Annotated in this window: 16 protein-coding genes; 11 read left to right on the plus strand and 5 right to left on the minus strand. The window is 59.5% G+C overall.

Features of this window, described 5'->3' with window-relative positions; all coding sequences use genetic code 11:
* Nucleotides 1-15 precede the first annotated feature (15 nt).
* The gene (locus HBH25_RS07510) at nt 16-1,023 is read right to left on the minus strand and encodes a class 1 fructose-bisphosphatase (RefSeq protein ID WP_168083079.1); all 1,008 of its coding nucleotides are present in this window, start codon (nt 1,021-1,023) and stop codon (nt 16-18) included.
* A 231-nt stretch (nt 1,024-1,254) separates the two neighbouring features.
* Nucleotides 1,255-3,708 (minus strand): glycogen/starch/alpha-glucan phosphorylase, encoded by a 2,454-nt coding sequence (locus HBH25_RS07515; RefSeq protein ID WP_168083081.1) that lies wholly within the window; start codon nt 3,706-3,708, stop codon nt 1,255-1,257.
* A gap of 174 nt (nt 3,709-3,882) precedes the next feature.
* Between HBH25_RS07515 and HBH25_RS07520 the strand changes: the two genes are divergently transcribed.
* From HBH25_RS07520 to HBH25_RS07530, 3 genes are all read left to right on the plus strand, one after another.
* A complete protein-coding gene (locus HBH25_RS07520; RefSeq protein ID WP_168083083.1) occupies nt 3,883-4,287 on the plus strand; it encodes a YkgJ family cysteine cluster protein in 405 nt (134 codons plus the stop codon).
* A gap of 94 nt (nt 4,288-4,381) precedes the next feature.
* Nucleotides 4,382-4,831, plus strand: coding sequence for an NfeD family protein (locus HBH25_RS07525; protein ID WP_168083085.1), 450 nt, complete (start codon nt 4,382-4,384; stop codon nt 4,829-4,831).
* Between the two features lie 27 nt (nt 4,832-4,858).
* Nucleotides 4,859-5,719: an SPFH domain-containing protein gene (locus tag HBH25_RS07530; protein ID WP_168083087.1), complete on the plus strand. Its 861-nt coding sequence runs from the start codon at nt 4,859-4,861 to the stop codon at nt 5,717-5,719.
* 87 nt (nt 5,720-5,806) lie between these two features.
* On the opposite strand, the gene typA is transcribed toward HBH25_RS07530, so the two are convergent.
* Nucleotides 5,807-7,615 (minus strand): translational GTPase TypA, encoded by a 1,809-nt coding sequence (gene typA / locus HBH25_RS07535; RefSeq protein ID WP_168083089.1) that lies wholly within the window; start codon nt 7,613-7,615, stop codon nt 5,807-5,809.
* Between the two features lie 117 nt (nt 7,616-7,732).
* A complete protein-coding gene (gene thiI, locus HBH25_RS07540; RefSeq protein ID WP_168083091.1) occupies nt 7,733-9,187 on the minus strand; it encodes a tRNA uracil 4-sulfurtransferase ThiI in 1,455 nt (484 codons plus the stop codon).
* Between the two features lie 318 nt (nt 9,188-9,505).
* On the opposite strand from thiI, the gene glnA reads away from it, so the two are divergent.
* From glnA to ntrC, 7 genes are all read left to right on the plus strand, one after another.
* On the plus strand, nt 9,506-10,912 hold the full coding sequence (gene glnA / locus HBH25_RS07545) for a glutamate--ammonia ligase (RefSeq protein WP_168083093.1): 1,407 nt from the start codon (nt 9,506-9,508) through the stop codon (nt 10,910-10,912).
* 121 nt (nt 10,913-11,033) lie between these two features.
* Entirely contained in the window at nt 11,034-11,453 is a 420-nt protein-coding gene (locus HBH25_RS07550; RefSeq protein WP_168083095.1) for a cupin domain-containing protein, read from the plus strand.
* Nucleotides 11,454-11,517: 64 nt separating this feature from the next.
* Entirely contained in the window at nt 11,518-12,081 is a 564-nt protein-coding gene (locus HBH25_RS07555) for a chorismate mutase (RefSeq protein WP_168083097.1), read from the plus strand.
* A 65-nt stretch (nt 12,082-12,146) separates the two neighbouring features.
* Entirely contained in the window at nt 12,147-12,662 is a 516-nt protein-coding gene (locus HBH25_RS07560) for a DUF4124 domain-containing protein (RefSeq protein WP_168083099.1), read from the plus strand.
* Nucleotides 12,659-13,276, plus strand: coding sequence for a DUF4124 domain-containing protein (locus tag HBH25_RS07565; protein ID WP_168083101.1), 618 nt, complete (start codon nt 12,659-12,661; stop codon nt 13,274-13,276). Before HBH25_RS07560 ends, HBH25_RS07565 begins: the two co-directional genes overlap by 4 nt.
* A gap of 264 nt (nt 13,277-13,540) precedes the next feature.
* Nucleotides 13,541-14,626 carry a nitrogen regulation protein NR(II) gene (gene glnL / locus HBH25_RS07570; RefSeq protein WP_168083103.1) on the plus strand — a complete coding sequence of 362 codons (1,086 nt, stop codon included), beginning with the start codon at nt 13,541-13,543 and terminating at the stop codon, nt 14,624-14,626.
* Entirely contained in the window at nt 14,623-16,059 is a 1,437-nt protein-coding gene (ntrC, locus tag HBH25_RS07575) for a nitrogen regulation protein NR(I) (RefSeq protein ID WP_168083105.1), read from the plus strand. The genes glnL and ntrC overlap by 4 nt, the downstream gene beginning before the upstream one ends.
* Nucleotides 16,060-16,421: 362 nt before the next feature.
* On the opposite strand, the gene HBH25_RS07580 is transcribed toward ntrC, so the two are convergent.
* Complete coding sequence (locus HBH25_RS07580) at nt 16,422-16,868, minus strand: hypothetical protein (RefSeq protein WP_168083107.1); 447 nt, start codon at nt 16,866-16,868, stop codon at nt 16,422-16,424.
* Here HBH25_RS07580 and HBH25_RS07585 point away from each other — a divergent pair.
* The gene (locus HBH25_RS07585) at nt 16,867-17,334 is read left to right on the plus strand and encodes a tRNA (cytidine(34)-2'-O)-methyltransferase (protein WP_168083109.1); all 468 of its coding nucleotides are present in this window, start codon (nt 16,867-16,869) and stop codon (nt 17,332-17,334) included. The genes HBH25_RS07580 and HBH25_RS07585 overlap by 2 nt on opposite strands.
* Nucleotides 17,335-17,427 lie beyond the last annotated feature (93 nt).

Here is a 17,427-nt window from a genome sequence, read left to right on the forward strand (position 1 = left end):
CCGTACGCCGTGCGCTTACTGGTGGTAGCCAGTCACGCGCTTCACTTCTTCCTTGGACCCCAGGAACACTGCGACACGCTGGTGCAGGCCATCGGGCTGGATGTCGAGAATGCGCTGGTGCCCGTCCGTTGAAGCGCCCCCAGCCTGCTCGATCAGGAACGACATCGGGTTGGCCTCGTACATCAGCCGCAACTTGCCTGGCTTGGAAGGCTCGCGGGAATCGCGGGGGTACATGAAGATGCCGCCGCGGGTAAGAATACGGTGCACGTCAGCCACCATGGCGGCGACCCAACGCATGTTGTAATCCTTGCCCAGCGCGCCGTCCTTGCCTGCCAGCAACTCGTCCACATAGCGTTTGACTGGGGCTTCCCAGTGGCGCTGGTTGGACATGTTGATGGCGAACTCGGCGGTGGTTTCCGGCACCTGAATGTTCTCATGGGTGAGCACGAAGCTGCCCAGTTCACGGTCCAGGGTAAAGCCGATCACGCCATTGCCCAGCGTCAGCACCAGCATGGTTTGCGGGCCGTAGATGGCATAGCCAGCGGCGACCTGCTTGGTACCAGGCTGCAGGAAGGCCTGCTCGCTGAGGGCATCGTTCTGGCTCAGGTACTGATCCGGGCACCGCAATACCGAGAAGATGGTGCCAACCGATACGTTCACGTCAATGTTCGAGGAACCGTCCAGTGGGTCGAAAACCAGCAGGTAGGCGCCCTTGGGGTACTTGCCCGGGATCTGGTAGGCGTTGTCCATTTCTTCCGACGCCATGCCAGCCAGGTGGCCGCCCCATTCGTTGGCTTCTAGCAGAATTTCGTTGGAGAGCACATCCAGCTTCTTCTGGACTTCGCCCTGCACGTTTTCGGTCCCCATGCTGCCCAACACGCCACCTAAGGCGCCTTTCTGTACCTGATGGGCGATGGCCTTGCACGCACGAGCAACGACCTCGATAAGGAAGCGCAGGTCGGCAGGGGTATTGTTGCTGCGCGTCTGCTCGATCAGGTAGCGACTCAGGGTAACGGGCGACATGGACAAGCTCCGGTTCCAGGGAGGGGGATAAAACCCGCGCAGTCTACAGGGCGAACATGAACCAGGGCTATGTACGGAATATAACTACATACCGTCCCTAGTGCATGCGCCATGGGCGCGACTGCTATCGGACCCTCGCAAGGCAGCCGAGTTCAGCAGGCCTTTAGTGTTGACACCAAGCCTTGTACAAGGCTTGGCGTCATGGGGGTGCCTTTGGAAACCGATGTGCTGTTACAACGCCTTCCAGATCTCCGTAGCGTACTCACGGATGGTACGGTCCGAGGAGAACCATCCCATACGGGCCGTGTTGAGAATCGCCGAGCGCCACCACTGCTTCGGATGGCGCCACAGCTCTTCCACCTTCATCTGCGCGCTCCAGTAAGACTCGAAATCTGCACACACCAGGAAGCGGTCATAGCTCAACAGGCCATCAACCAGCCCTGCGTACCGAGACGGATCATCCGGGGAGAATACGCCGCCACGAATGGCTTGCAGCACATCGTTAAGGCGATGGGAGCTCGCTGCCTCCTGGTGCGCACTGTAGTCCCCACCGTGCTTGCGGGCTTCGACTTCATCAGCACTGAGGCCAAAGATGAACATGTTTTCCCGGCCCAGGTACTCACACATCTCCACGTTGGCGCCGTCCATGGTGCCGATGGTAAGCGCGCCATTGAGGCCAAACTTCATGTTGCTGGTACCAGACGCTTCGTAGCCGGCCGTGGAGATCTGCTCGGACAGGTCCGCCGCTGGAATGATGCTTTCGGCCAGGCTCACGTTGTAGTTAGGCAAGAAGGCTACTTTCAGCAGGCCACGGACAGTAGGGTCGTTGTTGATGGTGCGGGCAATGTCGTTGGACAGCTTGATGATCAGCTTGGCTTGGTGGTAACTCGCTGCAGCCTTGCCAGCGAAGATTTTCACGCGTGGCACCCAAGGCTTCTCGGGCGTAGCACGGATGGCCTGGTACAGCGCAACGGTGTGCAACAGGTTCAGCAACTGGCGTTTGTACTCGTGAATCCGCTTTACCTGAACGTCAAACAGCGCTTTAGGGTCGACCGTGACACCTATACGCTCTTGGATAATGCGCGCCAGTGCCTCTTTGCTATGCAAGCGCTGGTCAGCAAACCGTCGCTGGTAGGCCGCATCATCAGCGAAAGCTTCCAGGCGCTTGAGGTTGTTTTCAGGGTCATCCAGAACGGCATTCCCAAGCTTGTCCACCAGCATGGCGGTCAGCTTGGGGTTGGCCTGGTATAGCCAGCGGCGGAAGGTAATACCGTTGGTTTTGTTGTTGATGCGCTCCGGGTACAGCCTGTTGAGGTCCGAGAACACGGTGCTACGCATCAGGTCGGTATGAAGCGCTGATACGCCGTTGATGCTATGGGACCCCAGGAACGCCAGGTTCCCCATGCGTACACGGCGGCCATGATCTTCCTCGATCAGTGACACAGTGCGCAGCAGGTCTATATCGTGAGTACCTTTCTCGCGCAGGCCATCGATGTGCTGGGCATTGATCAGGTAAATGATCTGCATGTGGCGCGGCAGCATGCGCTCCATTAGCCCCACCGGCCAGGTTTCCAGTGCTTCAGGCAGCAGGGTGTGGTTGGTATAGGACAGGGTTTCCACCGTCACTTTCCAGGCTTCGTCCCAGCTCAGCTGATGGATATCCACCAGCAGGCGCATCAGTTCGGCCACAGCAATCGAAGGGTGTGTGTCGTTCATCTGGATGGCTGCATGCTCACCCAGCGAGTTCACGGTTTCATACACATTGAGGTGGCGGCGCAGCAGGTCTTGCAAGGAAGCGGAAACGAAGAAGTATTCCTGCCGCAGGCGCAGTTCCTGGCCCGCTTCGGTGCTGTCGGCTGGGTACAGCACGCGCGAGATACTTTCGGCACGTGCCACGTCGGCCACAGCACCCAGGTGGTCACCGGCGTTGAAACGTTCAAGGTGCAGGTCTTCCATGGCGCGTGCACGCCACAGCCGCAGGGTATTCACACTGGCCCCTTTCCAGCCTACAACCGGTGTGTCGTAGGCGACCGCTCGCACGGTTTCGCCGGGCCGCCACACCTGCCGCAGGTTACCGTCGCTGTCCATGGTGCCTTCCACGTGCCCGCCAAAACTGATGGGGTAAATCACCTCGGGGCGCTCGAATTCCCACGGGTTGCCGAAGTCCAGCCAGTTCTCCGTCTGCTCTTGCTGCCAGCCGTCGATAATGGCTTGGCGGAACAGCCCGTGTTCATAGCGAATGCCATAGCCATGGGCCGCCACGCCCAGGGTGGACATGCTTTCCATGAAGCAGGCGGCCAAGCGGCCCAGGCCACCGTTGCCCAAGGCAGCGTCTGGCTCCAGCAGGCGGATCTTGTCCAGGTCCACGCCTAGGCCGTCCAGCGCCTCACGAGCGATATCCAGAATGCCCATGTTGCTCAAGCTGTCCACCAGCAGGCGGCCGATCAGGAACTCCAGCGAGAGGTAATAGACCCGCTTCTGCTGGCTGCGGTAGATCTGCCGAGTATGGTCCATCCAATGGTCGACCATGTGATCCCGGGCAGCCAAGGCAATGGCTTCGAACCAGTCATGATCGAAGGCATGTTCTGGATCCTTGCCAACCGCGTAGGTCAGTTTGGCGAGTACAGCGGTACGAAATTCGTCCACATCGACGTTGACTTTTCGGGTAAGCGGTTCTGGAGACATTTGCAGCCCTCAATACGTAAAAGGTTTTGCATTCCTGCGTTGAGCCTAGACCGTTCGACACAGGGTGCTAGGGCGCGTTCGAGAAATGTCCGTCAAGAAAAGGCTGAACGGCCATTGAACCCTTTGGCAGGGCAGGTATTATCGCGCGCCCGTTCCTGTAGATCCGTTGCCACCATGAAACCCGCCCTGATTGCCGCCGCCGAGCTGGACCGCCTTGAAACCTGGCAGAAATACGCCAGCCACATGTGCGGTGGCTGCATGTCGACCTGCTGCACACTGCCTGTTGAAGTGCGTATCAAGGACCTGATCCGCATTGGTGTGGTAGACGAGTTCGAAATGGCTGAACCGCCGAAAAACGTCGCCAAACGATTGCAGAAGGAAGGTATTGTCGAGCGCTTCAACCAGAAGAGCGGCATTTTCACGTTGGCACGCATGAGCAACGACGACTGCCTGTACCTGGACCGCAAAAGCCGTTTGTGCACGATCTACGACAAACGCCCCGATACCTGCCGCAATCACCCCAAGGTTGGCCCACGCCCTGGCTACTGCGCCTACAAGCCCAAGCCACTGGCGCGCTAACGTTTAACGCTACATATCAAGAAACCATTGCCGCCCTTTCTAAAGCGCCGCACAGGCGTCACCATGGCCCTTCGAGGTTTAGAGGTGAGGCGCCATGGACATCCAATGGTGGTACTGGGCAGTCGCCGGGGTAACGCTGATACTGCTGGAGCTGCTGCTTACATCTTTCTTTATCGTCTGGTTTGGCTTGGGCGCCTTGTTGGTCGCTCTGCTGCTATGGCTTATACCCGCCCTAGGCATCGGCACCCAACTGGCTGCTTGGGGCATAGCTTCGGTAGCCCTCACACTGCTCTGGTTCAGGGTCTTTCGCGCAGGCCTGCAGCGGGGCCCCCAGTGGTCCGCCGACGATGCCTTGGGCGAAATCGGCCTGCTTACCGTGCAGGTCAATGCCTTTCAACGCGGCAAAGTGCGCTTTCAAAAGCCTCTGATGGGCGCTGAAGAATGGCCTTGCCTGGCCAATACCCACATCCCCGCCGGCGAACGTGTCCGCGTGCTTGCCGTGGAAGGCAACCTCGTTCGCGTAGGCCCTGCAGGCGAGGCCTGACCGTTCTCTTTTGAATAAGGAATTCATATGAACGCTGCCGTTATCATTCCGCTCGTTTTCTTTATCTTCATCGTGGTCACCATTGCCAAGGGCGTACGCTTGGTGCCCCAGGGCCAGGAGTGGATCGTAGAGCGCCTGGGGCGCTACCGCGTCACACTCAAGCCGGGCCTGAACTTCCTCATCCCTTACATGGATGCGGTGGGCTACAAGATGAGCACCAAGGACCTGATCCTGGATGTTCAGCAGCAGGAGGTAATCACCAAGGACAACGCGGTTCTCCTGGCCAATGCGCTGTGCTTTGCCAAGATCACAGACCCTACCAAGGCGGCGTATGGCATCGAAGACTACGACCAGGCCGTGCGCAGCCTTACCATGACCAGCCTGCGTTCCATCATCGGCGGCATGGAGCTGGATGAAGCCCTCTCCTCCCGTGACAAGATCAAAGCCTTGCTGCGCGAGGCCATGGCCGAGCAGACCATCGACTGGGGCATCACCATTCGCTCGGTGGAAATCCAGGACATCAAACCCTCGGAATCCATGCAGAGGGCCATGGAACTGCAGGCAGCCGCCGAACGTGAGCGCAAGGCAACCGTTACACGTGCCGAGGGTGCGAAAACTGCAGCCATCCTGGAAGCCGAGGCACGGCTTGAATCGGCCAAGCGTGACGGGGATGCCCAAGTGACCTTGGCCAATGCCTCGGCCCAGGCCATCGAACGGGTGAAGGAAGCCATCGGCACTGATACTGGGCCGATGATCTACCTGCTGGGGGAGAAGTACATTGGCGCCATGGAAAAACTGGCCACCAGCAACAACGCCAAGACCATCGTACTGCCGGCTGATATCCAGGACACCATTGGCGGGTTGATGGGGCGGGGGAAGGTTCGATGAAGGTGTAGGCTAGCCTGTTCGCAGGCTATCGCCAGCTCCCACAATAAAAAAGCCCGGCATTCGCCGGGCTTCTTCGTTACCACATACTTACTTGGAGGCGCGCTTACGCTCGTTCTCGTTCAGTACTTTCTTGCGCAGGCGGATCGACTTCGGCGTAACTTCTACCAGCTCGTCGTCATCGATGAATTCCAGTGCCTGTTCAAGGGTGAACTTGATTGGCGGTACCAGCGCGATGGTTTCGTCCTTGCCCGAAGCACGCATGTTGTCGAGCTTCTTGCCCTTGGTGGGGTTGATCACCAGGTCGTTGTCGCGGCTGTTGATACCAGCCAGCTGGCCTTCGTAGATTTCCTGGCCAGGCTCAAGGAACAGCTTGCCACGGTCCTGCAGGGTTTCCAGCGAGTAGGTCAGTGCCTTGCCCGTTGCCATGGAGACCAGTACGCCGTTCTGGCGGTGGCTTACTTCACCGGCCTTGATCGGGCCGTAGTGGCTGAAGGTGCCGGTCAGAATACCGCTGCCCGAAGTCATGGTCAGGAAGGCGTTACGGAAGCCGATCAGGCCACGTGCCGGAATGGTGTATTCCAGGCGGATGCGGCCTTTGCCGTCCGGCACCATGTTGCTCAGGTCGCCCTTGCGCAGGCCCATCTGCTCCATCACGGCACCTTGGTGCTGCTCTTCGATGTCGATGGTGACCGCTTCGTAGGGTTCCTGCTTCTCGCCATCCACTTCCTTGATAACCACTTCAGGGCGGGAGATGGCCAGTTCGAACCCTTCACGGCGCATGGTTTCGATCAGTACCGACAGGTGCAGCTCGCCACGGCCGGAGACCTTGAACTTGTCAGCGCTGTCGGTTTCTTCGACACGCAGGGCTACGTTGTGCAGCAGTTCCTTTTCCAGGCGCTCTTTGATGTTGCGGCTGGTGACGAACTTGCCTTCCTTGCCGCAGAACGGCGAGTCGTTGACCTGGAAGGTCATGCTTACAGTAGGTTCGTCCACGCTCAGCGGCGGCATGGCTTCAACGTTCTGTGGGTCGCACAGGGTGTCGGAGATGAACAGCTGGTCCATACCGCTGATGCAGACGATGTCGCCGGCTTCGGCGTCAGCCACTTCAACGCGCTGCAGGCCATGGTGGCCCATCAGCTTCAGGATGCGACCGTTGCGCTTTTTGCCTTGGGCGTCGATGGCGACAACCGGGCTGTTGGCCTTGACGCGACCGCGGGCAATACGGCCGATGCCGATTACGCCCAGGAAGCTGTTGTAGTCCAGTGCAGAGATCTGCATCTGGAACGGGCCGTCCAGGTCGACCTTGGGTGCTGGCACGTGGTCCAGAATGGCCTGGAACAGCGGGTCCATGTTTTCGGCCATTTCCGAAGGGTCGTTACCGGCAATACCGTTCAGGGCACTGGCGTAGATAACAGGGAAGTCCAGTTGCTCTTCGGTAGCACCCAGGTTGTCGAACAGGTCGAATACCAGGCCCAGTACTTTGTCTGGGTCTGCGCCTGGGCGGTCCACCTTGTTGATGACCACGATCGGACGCAGGCCGGCCTTGAAAGCCTTCTGGGTCACGAAGCGGGTTTGCGGCATAGGGCCGTCCTGGGCGTCGACCAGCAGCAGCACGGAGTCCACCATGGACATCACGCGCTCTACTTCACCACCGAAGTCGGCGTGGCCGGGGGTATCCACGATGTTGATGTCGTGGCCGTTCCATTTGATGGCCGTGTTCTTGGCCAGAATGGTAATGCCGCGCTCTTTTTCCTGGTCGTTGCTGTCCATCACGCGCTCGTCGTTCAGCTCCTTGCGGTCCAGGGTGCCGGACAGCTTCAGGAGCTTGTCGACCAGGGTGGTTTTACCATGGTCAACGTGGGCGATGATGGCGATGTTGCGAAGGTTGTCTCTCACAATACAGGTCTCGGTGATGAATTCGGTGGGGCCGGCTCAAGGCGACGGCGGATCAATCGGCGCAATCAGCGCGCTTGGTCAGGGGGGCGATGGCGACCACGGCCGCCAAGGCCCCTCCTAGGCCGGACGATAAACGCGCACATTGGCGTGCCCCTCGCTGAGCAGGTGGTGAGCATGCAGCCTGCTCATGACACCTTTGTCGCAGTACAACAGGTATTGCCGGCCTGGATCGAGATCCTTGAACCGGCTGTTAAGGGCATAGAACGGCACCGCATGGACGTCGACGCCATCGATAAGCAATGGGGCGTCTTCCTGGGCGTCGGGGTGGCGAATGTCCAGCACAACATGGCTGGCCAAGGCCTCGGCCACTTCTTCGATTTCAACTTCCTGGCCCAGCTCGTCGATCACATGGTCGATGGAAACCAGGCGTGCCCGCGCCAGGGCAGCCTCCAGCACGGCCATGTCGAAACGCTCTTCTTCGCGTTCGATGCGGTAGCCGCGGGCGCTGGTAGTCGGGTTTACGGAGATCACGCCGCAATATTCGGGCATATGCTTGGCAAAGTCGGCAGTGCCGATAGCCGTTGCGGTGTCAATGATGTCCTGCTTGTGCGAAGCAAGCAATGGGCGCAGCACAAGCGTAGGCGTTGCGGCGTCGATTACGGCCAGGTTGGTCAGGGTCTGGCTGGATACCTGGGAGATCGCTTCACCCGTGACCAGTGCATCGATTTCAAGGCGCTCGGCCATACGGCTGGCAGCGCGCAGCATCATGCGCTTGAGGATGACGCCCATCTGGCTGTCGTCCACCTTGGCAAGGATTTCGCCAACCACCTCTTCGAACGGCACGCTGATGAACAACACACGATGCGAGCTGCCGTACTTCTTCCAAAGGTAATGAGCGACTTCCATTACGCCCAGTTCATGTGCACGGCCGCCAAGGTTAAAGAAGCAGAAATGGGTCATCAGCCCACGCCGCATCATCTGGTAGGCCGCCACAGTGGAGTCGAAACCGCCGGACATCAGTACCAAGGTCTGTTCCAGTGCCCCCAAGGGGTAGCCGCCCAAGCCTTTGTGCTGGTCATGGATCACGAACAACCGTTGGTCGCGAATTTCCATTCGCACGACCACTTCCGGGTTTTTCAGGTCGATTCCGGCCGCACCGCACTGCTGACGCAACTGGCTGCCCACGTAGCGATCCACATCCATGGAGCTGAACCCATGGCGCCCGCCGCGCTTGCAACGAACGGAAAAACGCTTGCCAGCCAGCTTGTCGCCAAAGTGCGCTTTGCACTTGGCCACGATATCGTCGAAGTCGCCCAACGGGTATTCGTCCACCTGCAGAAAGTGGGCGATACCGGGTGTGCAGCACAGGCGCTCGGTCAGCTCTTTCAGGGCCTTGGCGTCGCTGAGCTTCGTTTGTACCTCGAGGTTGTCCCACACGCCGACCACTGAAATGTCCGGGTCCAGGTCACGCATGACCGCACGGATATTCTTGGCGAGCTGGCGGATGAACCGCTTGCGCACCGGCGGGCTTTTGATGGTGATCTCGGGAAAAACTTTAACGATCAGTTTCATGAACAGCGCGCACAATGCCCAGCTGAAAAAAGGGGCGGCATTATAGCGGAAATTGTTCAAGCTTTGACCAACTATCTCTCAAAACGCTTCAAGGCACTGTTTTGGCCCCTAGCCGGAGGCGACGCCCTATAAAGGTGCACGCTTTTTTTGCGTGTTGGCCGCAAACCCTTGGAAACCGGCCAATTCTCAGCGGCTGCCCATCTCCGGGCACTGGCATGCAAATTGCTCCCTTGTGAGGCAGGTTGCCATGGCCGAGTATGCGGCGGCAGCACTGAATCCAGGGGCGCATAGTCCGTCCCCATCCACCCGGAGGACAACATGTCGAAGTCGGTTCAACTCATCAAAGATCATGACGTAAAGTGGATTGATCTGCGCTTCACTGATACCAAAGGCAAGCAGCAGCACGTCACCATGCCAGCCCGTGACGCCCTGGACGATGATTTCTTCGAGCACGGCAAGATGTTCGATGGCTCCTCCATCGCTGGCTGGAAAGGCATCGAAGCCTCTGACATGATCCTGCTGCCGGACGACGAAACCGCCGTGCTGGACCCCTTCACCGAAGAGCCTACGCTGATTCTGGTCTGCGACATCATCGAGCCGTCGACCATGCAAGGCTACGACCGCGACCCGCGCGCCATCGCGCACCGTGCCGAGGAATACCTCAAGTCCACCGGTATCGGCGATACCGTGTTCGTAGGCCCGGAGCCAGAATTCTTCATCTTCGATGAAGTGAAGTTCAAGTCGGATATCTCCGGCTCCATGTTCAAGATCTTCTCCGAACAAGCCTCCTGGATGACCGACCAGGACGTTGACGGCGGCAACAAGGGCCACCGCCCAGGCGTGAAAGGCGGCTACTTCCCAGTGCCACCGGTCGACCACGACCACGAAATTCGTACGGCCATGTGCAACGCACTGGAAGAAATGGGCCAGACCGTCGAAGTGCATCACCACGAAGTGGCGACTGCCGGCCAGAACGAAATCGGCGTCAAATTCAACACCCTGGTGAAGAAGGCCGACGAAGTTCAAACCCTCAAGTACATCGTGCACAACGTAGCCGACGCTTACGGCCGCACTGCCACCTTCATGCCCAAGCCACTGTACGGTGACAACGGTTCAGGCATGCACGTGCACATGTCCATCTCCAAAGAAGGCAAGAACACCTTCGCTGGCGAAGGCTATGCCGGCCTGTCCGAAACCGCCCTGTACTTCATCGGCGGCATCATCAAGCACGGCAAGGCACTCAACGGCTTCACCAACCCGGCCACCAACTCCTACAAGCGCCTGGTGCCTGGTTTCGAAGCCCCGGTGATGCTGGCCTACTCGGCTCGCAACCGTTCGGCGTCCATCCGTATTCCTTACGTGTCCAGCCCTAAAGGCCGCCGTATCGAAGCACGCTTCCCGGACCCAGCTGCCAACCCGTACCTGGCCTTCGCTGCACTGCTGATGGCTGGCCTGGACGGCATTCAGAACAAGATTCACCCTGGCGACGCTGCGGACAAAAACCTGTATGACCTGCCGCCTGAAGAGGCCAAGGAAATCCCGCAGGTTTGTGGCAGCCTTAAAGAAGCCTTGGAAGAGCTGGACAAGGGCCGCGCCTTCCTGACCAAGGGCGGCGTGTTCTCCGACGACTTCATCGATGCCTACATCGAGCTGAAGGCTGAAGAAGAAATCAAGGTACGTACCTTCGTGCACCCACTGGAATACGACCTGTACTACAGCGTCTGATTTCACGTCCGCACTAGAGAAAGGCTTCCTCCGGGAGGCCTTTTTCATTTGTATCCTTTCCATCTGATGCACGCGCGGCAAGGTCGACACAGTAGCGCCTCTTTTTATTGAGGAGTGCACCATGATACTGCGAGCAGCCCTGGCCTTTATGGTCGCCAGCCCCCTGGCCTATGCGACCGAACCCCAACCCTCCATTTCGTCGAACATCGTGCTGCAAGCGGGTCATTCCTGGGACGGCAGTGCTTTCAAGGGCTACCCCACCGGCGCCCCCCAGCTCACCGTACGCCGGGTTACCCTCCAACCTGGCGCACAATTCCCATGGCATACCCACCCCATGCCCGCCGCCGGTTACGTGATCGCTGGCACGCTGGAAGTGGAAAGTCATGACGGTAAAATCAAGAGACGTTTCAATGCCGGTGAGGCGCTTGCAGAGATGCAGGGTATCGTTCATCGTGGCCGCAGTGTCGATACCGTGACCGAGCTGGTGGTGTTCTACGCGGGCACCCCTGGGTTACCGATCGCACAGGACCTGACCCAATGATCCCTGGATCATAATGACAAGAAAGGCTGGGCCATGGCCTCGCCTACCTGGAGACCCCGTTCGCATGCTAACCCTGGTACGTACCCTGGTCGCTTCAGCCACGCTGGTTGCCGCCACTGCAGCCTTGGCGGACGGGATATCCAAGCCACCGGCCGAACTTTCCCCCTTGCTGTCGAGCATCGAGCAGCGCCTGAACATCGCCGACCAGGTTGCCTTGAGCAAATGGGACAGCAAGAAGGCCATCGAGGACCGCACGCGTGAGCGGGAGGTGATCGCAGGGGCCGTGGTGCTGGCGCCGAACTACAGCCTTGAGCCTGCCTTCGTGGAGCAGTTCTTTGCGGCCCAGATAGAGGCCAACAAACTGGTGCAGTACGGCCACCTCAACGAGTGGCGCATGGCAGGCAAAGCGCCGGACAGCCCACGGCCCGACCTGGTAGGGCAGATTCGCCCACAGTTGGATGGCCTGCAGAAAACGTTGCTGGACCAGTTGGCCGCCTTCGCACCTCATCGGGCGAGCGCTGCCTGCGCTCAATGGGTAGCAGAGGCTGTGAACCACGGCGATCGTGACGAGCTTCACCAGCTTGCATTGGTTCGTGCCACCGGCGAGTTGTGCTTGGGGCCGCATTAACCTGTGAACGGCTGGGCGGTCTGATCTATGCTGGTCGGGCCGCTGATGCCACTTGAGTAGCCCTCATGCACCGCCTCCTTTTGCTATTGCTCAGCCTTCTCTGTACTCAGGCTGAGGCCCAGATCTACAAGTCCACCGATGCCAATGGCAATACGGTTTATTCAGAGCAGCCCCCCGCCGGGCGCGCCTCACAGAAGATGGAGCTGCCCCCTCTCAACAGTGTGCCAATGCCCAAGGCCAAACCTGCTCCCGTGCCGGTCGAAACAGCTCCGGCCCCTGTGCCTACTGCGGCCTACACCGTGCTTGAGCTGACAGGCATTCCAGGAGACGGCGCCATTCGGGCCAACAACGGTACGTTCGATGTGGGGGTCAACCTCCAGCCTCGCCTTGCCGGGGGCCACTTGCTGCAATTGGTACTGGATGACGTAGCCTACGGTACCCCCAGCAATGTGCCTCGCCTGCAATTGGTGAACGTAGACCGCGGCCAGCATCGCCTGGCGGTCCAAGTGCTGGCCGGGGCCAACGTGGTCCAGGCCAGTACACCGGTCACGATCTCAGTGTTGAGGGTAAGCGTGCCATGAAGGCATGGCTGTTTCTTGCGTTTGCAGGCCTGGCCAGCGTGAGCCAGGCACAGGTGTATACCTACATCGATGCACAAGGTAATCGGGTCTACACTGACCAGCCGCGCAAGGGCGCCAGCGCCGTACAGGTGCCGCAAGGCAACCGGCTGAACCAGCCCAATACCAAGCTGCCCGCTGCACCTGGCGCCTCCACGGCAGCAAAGCCCAAGCCAATGGCCGTTACGCGCGTGGCCCACTATGAGATGTTTCGCATCCTGGTGCCGCTGCCAGATGCTTCGGTTACCCACGCCAGCGGGGAAATGATCGTTACCCTCACCAGTGAGCCTGCGCTGGAAGAGGGAAACCTCTACCGAGTGCTTCTGGACGGTAAACCTGCTGCCGAACCTGGTACCAGCCCCGTGATTGCATTGCACAATGTTGACCGAGGCACTCACCAGTTGGCTGGGGAAATCCTGGACACCCAAGGTAACGTTATCGAGCGTACCCCGCCTCAGCCTGTGCATATGAAGCGCACGTCTTTGTCTCAGAAGCGGCGAACCCACCCTTGCAAAGAGGCAGATTACGGCCAGCGGCCTGAATGCCCCCTGGCAGACAAGCCGAAGGAAGAGGGTTAGCACTTTGCGAGCGTGGCTTCGCACCTTTATAGTGCGCAAGGCGCACCTATCCCCAAACCGTGTACCGAAGTGGCGCACGGCGCTCGTTTTACTAGGTAACCGTTTCCCCCAAGCGCCAATTTGTTAAGGGAAGACGCTTCTTTTCAGCGCTTGGTTTGGTTTTTGCAGTTTGCATGCATCAGTGGGGCGCGGCGATGGTTCGATCCCCTGCACCGAGACCGCGCCCGTTGGGCCGCGACTTGCCAATAGAGGTCAAGGACACCCATGACCATCAGTGATGCGCTGCACCGACTGTTGCTGGATAACCTTACCACCGCCACCATTCTCTTGAACGCCGAACTGCGCCTGGAATATATGAACCCAGCGGCGGAAATGTTGCTGGCTATCAGTGGGCAGCGTAACCATGGGCAGTTCATCAGCGAGCTGTTCACCGAGTCGGCGGAGGCGCTCAACTCCCTTCGCCAAGCCGTGGAACAAGCTCACCCGTTTACCAAGCGTGAAGCCATGCTCACCGCCCTTACTGGGCAGACACTGACCGTGGACTACGCCGTGACCCCTATTTTAAGCAGGGGGGAAACGCTCCTTCTGCTGGAGGTGCACCCACGGGATCGGTTGCTGCGTATCACCAAGGAAGAAGCGCAGCTGTCAAAACAGGAAACCACCAAGATGCTGGTACGTGGCCTCGCCCATGAGATCAAGAATCCGTTGGGGGGCATCCGTGGCGCGGCGCAACTGCTGGCCCGGGAACTACCCGAGGACGGCCTGCGCGATTACACCAACGTGATCATCGAAGAGGCCGACCGGCTTCGTAACCTGGTGGACCGCATGCTAGGGTCCAACAAGCTGCCTTCGTTGGCGATGACCAATATTCATGAAGTACTGGAGCGGGTGTGCAGCCTGGTGGACGCTGAAACCCAGGGCGGCATCTCCCTGTTGCGCGACTATGACCCCAGCATTCCTGACGTACTGATCGACCGGGAACAGCTGATACAGGCCGTACTCAACATTGTGCGCAACGCCATGCAAGCCATCAGCGGTGAAAACGAATTGCGCCTGGGCCGTATCACGCTGCGCACACGCACCATGCGCCAGTTCACCATCGGCCACACCCGCCACCGGCTAGTCGCCAAGGTGGAAATCATAGACAACGGCCCAGGTATCCCCGTCGAGCTTCAGGAAACCATCTTCTACCCCATGGTCAGCGGCCGCCCGGACGGCACTGGCCTTGGCCTGGCCATTACCCAGAACATCATCAGCCAGCATCAGGGCCTGATCGAATGTGAGAGTCACCCAGGCCATACCACCTTCTCGATCTTCCTGCCGCTGGAACAAGGAGCAGCTTCGTCATGAGCCGTAGTGAAACAGTCTGGATCGTCGATGACGACCGTTCCATCCGCTGGGTGCTGGAAAAAGCACTCCAGCAAGAAGGCATGACAACCCAAAGCTTCGATAGCGCCGACGGGGTAATGAGCCGCCTGGCCCGGCAACAACCGGATGTGATCATCTCGGACATCCGCATGCCTGGCGCCAGCGGCCTGGACCTGCTTGCCCGCATTCGCGAGCAGCACCCACGCTTGCCGGTCATCATCATGACGGCCCACTCTGACCTGGACAGCGCCGTGGCGTCCTACCAGGGCGGCGCCTTCGAGTACCTGCCCAAGCCTTTCGACGTGGACGAGGCCGTATCGCTGGTAAAGCGTGCAAACCAGCACGCTCAGGAACAGCAGGGCCTGGACACACCACCGGCACTTACGCGCACACCTGAGATCATTGGCGAAGCCCCAGCCATGCAGGAAGTGTTTCGCGCCATCGGCCGGCTAAGCCATTCCAACATTACGGTGCTGATCAACGGTGAGTCGGGCACGGGCAAGGAGTTGGTCGCCCACGCTCTACACCGCCATAGCCCTCGTGCTGCCGCACCGTTCATTGCACTGAACATGGCGGCCATTCCCAAGGACTTGATGGAGTCCGAACTGTTCGGCCATGAGAAGGGTGCGTTCACGGGTGCTGCGAACCTTCGCCGGGGACGTTTCGAGCAGGCCGATGGCGGCACGCTGTTCCTGGACGAAATCGGCGACATGCCGGCAGATACCCAAACCCGCCTGCTAAGGGTATTGGCCGATGGCGAGTTCTATCGGGTAGGCGGCCACACACCCGTGAAGGTGGACGTACGTATCATTGCTGCCACCCACCAGAACCTGGAAAACCTGGTACAGGCGGGCAAGTTCCGGGAGGACCTGTTCCACCGGCTGAACGTTATTCGCATTCACATCCCGAGGATGTCTGACCGGCGTGAAGATATTCCTGCGCTGGCCAGGCACTTCCTCAACCGGGCGGCCCAGGAACTGGCCGTTGAGCCCAAGCTGCTGAAGGCGGAGACAGAGGAGTACCTCAAAAACCTGCCATGGCCTGGTAACGTGCGCCAGCTTGAGAACACATGCCGCTGGATTACCGTCATGGCCTCGGGCCGTGAAGTGCATGTGTCTGACCTGCCGCCAGAACTGTTGAACCTGCCCCAGGATGCCGCCCCGGTCACCAATTGGGAGCAGGCCCTACGCCAATGGGCAGATCAAGCTTTGGCACGGGGCCAGTCCAGCCTGCTGGACAGCGCCGTACCCAGCTTCGAGCGGATCATGATCGAGACAGCGCTCAAGCATACGGCGGGGCGACGCCGTGACGCCGCCATATTGCTGGGTTGGGGGCGTAACACCCTTACCCGCAAGATCAAGGAACTGGGCATGAAAGTAGACGGTGGCGAAGAAGAGGATGGCGACGACGCCTGACCCACGCTGCCCTCCTAAACCCCGCCCTGGCGGGGTTTTTTATAAGCGCCGAGCCTCTGTTTTGTGCACGCCCGCCTCTTTTGCACCGAGGTAAGGCGATGAGCTGGATCGGGCTAGTGGCCTGTTTCCAGCCTCTTTATCTCTGCAAACCGCCTCGAAGAACCAAAAAAGCCAAGAAATACAATGAGATAGTTATTTATTGGAAACCCTACACAAGACTTGGCACGCCCCCTGCAATTACCTCTACATGACCAGTTTCGGGGGCCCTGGTACAGGCAGGCCAGGGTCCCCTTCTTTACACCGGGCCGAGCGCCCACCCCTTTTTGGGGACCTTGGTACAGGCAGGCCGGGGCTTCCCTCTTTTATTCGTCGCGGAGGCTGACATGCAGCCTCCAGCCGTCAGAAGCCTCCTCCCCCTCCCATTTGGCCTGTAACGGCCGAGCAGCAATAACCGTCAGCAACAGCCCTTTGTCTGTATGGCGCAGCGTCCATTTCGCCTGCCGGCCGCCAAGCTCCAGCTGCCCTTGCACGGGTGGGCCGGAGGCATCGAACAGAATGGCGACCGCACCGTCTACGATTTCCCCGTGAACCTGAGGTGCGTGGTCGAACCATACGTTCATTTCCCCCGCAGGTAGCAGCTCTACCCGCTCGAACGCGCTACGGCCAGGGTCCATCAGCTTGCCCACCATTAACCCCACCAGCATCCCGAAGATAGCCAGTGAGCCAAGAAAACGTAGCCAATAGGAGGATCGTGGCGGCAGCACTTCAGCGTTAGAATGCTGCCCGTCGTTTGTATCGGAGCCGCGCATGTTTCACGTCATCCTGTTTCAACCGGAAATACCGCCCAATACGGGCAACGTTATCAGGCTCTGCGCCAACAGCGGCTGCCACCTTCACCTGATCGAGCCGCTGGGCTTCGACCTGGACGACAAGCGCCTGCGCCGTGCAGGCCTGGACTACCATGAGTATGCGCCACTCAAGCGCTACCCGGACCTCCCTACTTGCCTGGAAAGCCTTGGCCAACCACGCCTGTTTGCGTTTACCACCAAAGGCTCTCAGCCTTTCCATGATGTGGCCTTCGCGCCTGGCGATGCGTTCCTGTTCGGCCCTGAAAGCCGCGGGCTACCCATGGACGTACTCGACAGCCTCCCAAGCGGCCAACGGCTCCGCCTGCCCATGCGCCCCAACAGCCGCAGCCTGAACCTGTCCAATACCGTAGCCATTGCGGTGTATGAGGCATGGCGGCAGCATGGGTTCAGTGGGTTGCAGGCCTAATGAGCGCCCGCCGTCGCGGGCCATGATAAGCCAGCGAGCACGGCCAATTGCCGACGCTAGCGCACAACGCCCTGCATCTCCAAGGGGCGAATG

This window comes from Pseudomonas quercus (assembly GCF_012033695.1).
GTDB classification, from domain to species: Bacteria; Pseudomonadota; Gammaproteobacteria; order Pseudomonadales; family Pseudomonadaceae; genus Aquipseudomonas; species Aquipseudomonas quercus.